Here is a 2,465-nt window from a genome sequence, read left to right on the forward strand (position 1 = left end):
CAGCGCCTCCGGGGTGACCGGCCTGCGCGACGACCTCGCCGACCGGCCCTTCCAGGACCTGCTGCGCTCCCTGCGCCCCGAGGAGGCCGCCTCGCCGGACGCCGGGTTCGGCCTGCCCCGTGACACCGCGCGCCTTCTCCTGACCGTTCGCACGCAAGCCTCGGACTCCGGCGGCCGACCGATTGCGAGCCACGTCACCACCCGCCTTTCGGCGACATTCGTAGACCGCTTCGGCGTGCCCTACACGATCGCCCTGGGCAAGGTCCCCGCCGACGGCGGACAGCACGTCGTGGTGGCGGACTTCGGCGCCGAGGCGGGCCGGGCCCCCGGCGCCGGCCCGGCCGGGCCACTGCGCCTGACCCGGATCAAGGCCGACTACACCCTGCCGCAGCGGACCGAGCACCACCGGCTGTCCGTCACCGCGCTGCGGTCGGAGTCCGGCGACGGCACCACGCGGACCGTCCGGGTACCGGAGGGCTCGTCGTGGCAGGCGCGCGCCGCTATGGGCAACCCCGACTACATGAACTACGCCGGCTACGTCGCCGCCTGGACGGACGCCCCTGACTCCAGCGCGCGGACGCCGCTCGCCGTCGAGTTCGACACAGGGGAGATGTCCCTCGGGGCGGCCTGGCAGAGCAGCTATGACACGGCCTCCGTAACCCTCAGCTCCGAACCCAAGGCCCCGGCCGCGCTGTCGGCGGTCGCCACGGACACCTTCCTGCGGGCGGTCGGCGCGAAGGTCGGGGACTCGGTGCGGATCCCCGTGGCCGGCGTGACCGTGCCGGTCCGCGTCTCCGCCGCCGTACGCGCCCTGCCCACCGTCGCGCCCAAGACCGACGGCACCGACGGCGGGGCGCTGCTGATCGACATGCACTCGGCGAACACGTTCCTCAACGGAACCGGCCAGGGCTCCCTGGTTCCCGGCGAGTGGTGGCTGGCGGCCGAGCCCGGCGCGGCCGCTCGCCTCGCCTCGGCACTGCAGACCCGCGGCGACATCACCTCGCTCCTGGTCCGCGACGAGCAGCGCACCGAACTCCAACGCGATCCGCTCGGCGCCGGGCCGCTGTCCGCGCTGCCCGCCGCCGTCGTGACCGCCGTGGTGCTGGCCGCGCTCGGCTACAGCGTGGCGGCGGCCGGAGCACTGCGCGAACGCTCCCAGGAGTTCGCGATGCTGCGGGCGCTGGGCACCCCGCGCCGCTGGCTCGCCCGGGTGATCGCCGCCGAGCAGGGCCTGGTCATCCTGGTCGCGGTGGGCGTGGGCGCCGTACTCGGCGGACTGCTGACCCGCCTGGTCGTCCCCTTGATCATCCTGACGGCTGACGCGGAGAGCCCGGTCCCCGACGTGCGGATAGATCTGCCGTCCGGTCCGCTCGCCCTGCTGATGATCACCATCACCGCACTGCCCCTGCTCGGCGTCATGCTGACGGCGTGGCGGTCCGCCGACCCGGCCCAGGCGCTGCGGCGCCAAGGAGGTGAATGACGTGGCCGAGCCCCGTTCCCCGCGCAGCGGTGACGTCTCCTGGATCCGCGCCCGGCTGCGCGCCGCCCCCGGCGGGACGCTGGCACTCGCCGCGCTGGTGTTCGTCACGGCGTTCCTGGCGGGCGCGCTGCCGCGGGCCGTCGACGGCTACGAGGACTCCGCGTTGCGCGACGCGGTGTCACACGCGTCGCTGCAGGGCCGTAGCGTCACCATGTCGCTCCAGGTGTCACCGCTGTCCGCCCCCCTCAACGCCGAGGGGTTGCTCACCCCCCCGTCGCTGAAGGAGACCGAGACCCGGTTCCAGCGCCTCGTGAAGCCCCCGCTGACGCTCGAACGCGACCAGACTGTATACGGGGTGCGCTCCGCCGACACAGACGTCACCGACCCCGGACTGCCCCGGACCATGGCGGTCGCCCCGCTCCCCCCGAAGAACACCTTGGTGGCACAGCCCGACCTTGCGGCGAACACCCGGCTCCTCGAGGGACGTCTGCCGAACGCCGGCACCGACGCCCACAGCGTCGAAGCGGTGATCACCGACCGCACCGCCAAGGTGATGAAACTGCGTACCGGTTCGGCGTTCCACCTCGAGGACGCCGTCGGATCGGTCGTGACCGTCCGGGTCACCGGGATCGTCACGCCCCGGACACCCGGCGCCGCCTGGTGGAACGCGGAACCCGACCTGCGCAAGCCCAGCCTGCGCTCGCTGCCCGTCCCGGGTGGCGACCCCGCCCGCTACTGGCACTTCGCTGCGCTCATCGACCCGGGGGCCACGGCCGCCCTGCTCAGCCTTCAAGACGGCGCGCTGGCCTACTGGCACCACCCTGCCGACGTCGACGAGCTCACCGCGCACGACGTCCCGGCCCTGAGCGACCGGCTCGCCGCGCTGACCTCGGGACCGGACGGGGCACATCTGCAGGCCAAGCAGCGCGGCCTGCACGTCGAGGAGCAGGGGCTGGGTGAACTCCTCGGTCCCTTCGCCGCCGAG

The 2,465-nt window shown here is 73.8% G+C and carries 1 protein-coding gene and 1 pseudogene; both read left to right on the plus strand.

Annotated features, from left to right (window positions below; genetic code table 11):
- Nucleotides 1-1,480, plus strand: a 1,480-nt coding sequence (locus ABZ312_RS45055) for an ABC transporter permease (protein WP_500440224.1), incomplete at its 5' end; no start/stop codon positions are given.
- A 1-nt stretch (nucleotide 1,481) separates the two neighbouring features.
- A pseudogene (locus ABZ312_RS45060) lies at nucleotides 1,482-2,465 on the plus strand (hypothetical protein); the annotation flags it as partial.

It is taken from the genome of Streptomyces sp. NPDC006207 (genome assembly GCF_040613835.1).
Classification (GTDB): Bacteria; Actinomycetota; Actinomycetes; order Streptomycetales; family Streptomycetaceae; genus Actinacidiphila.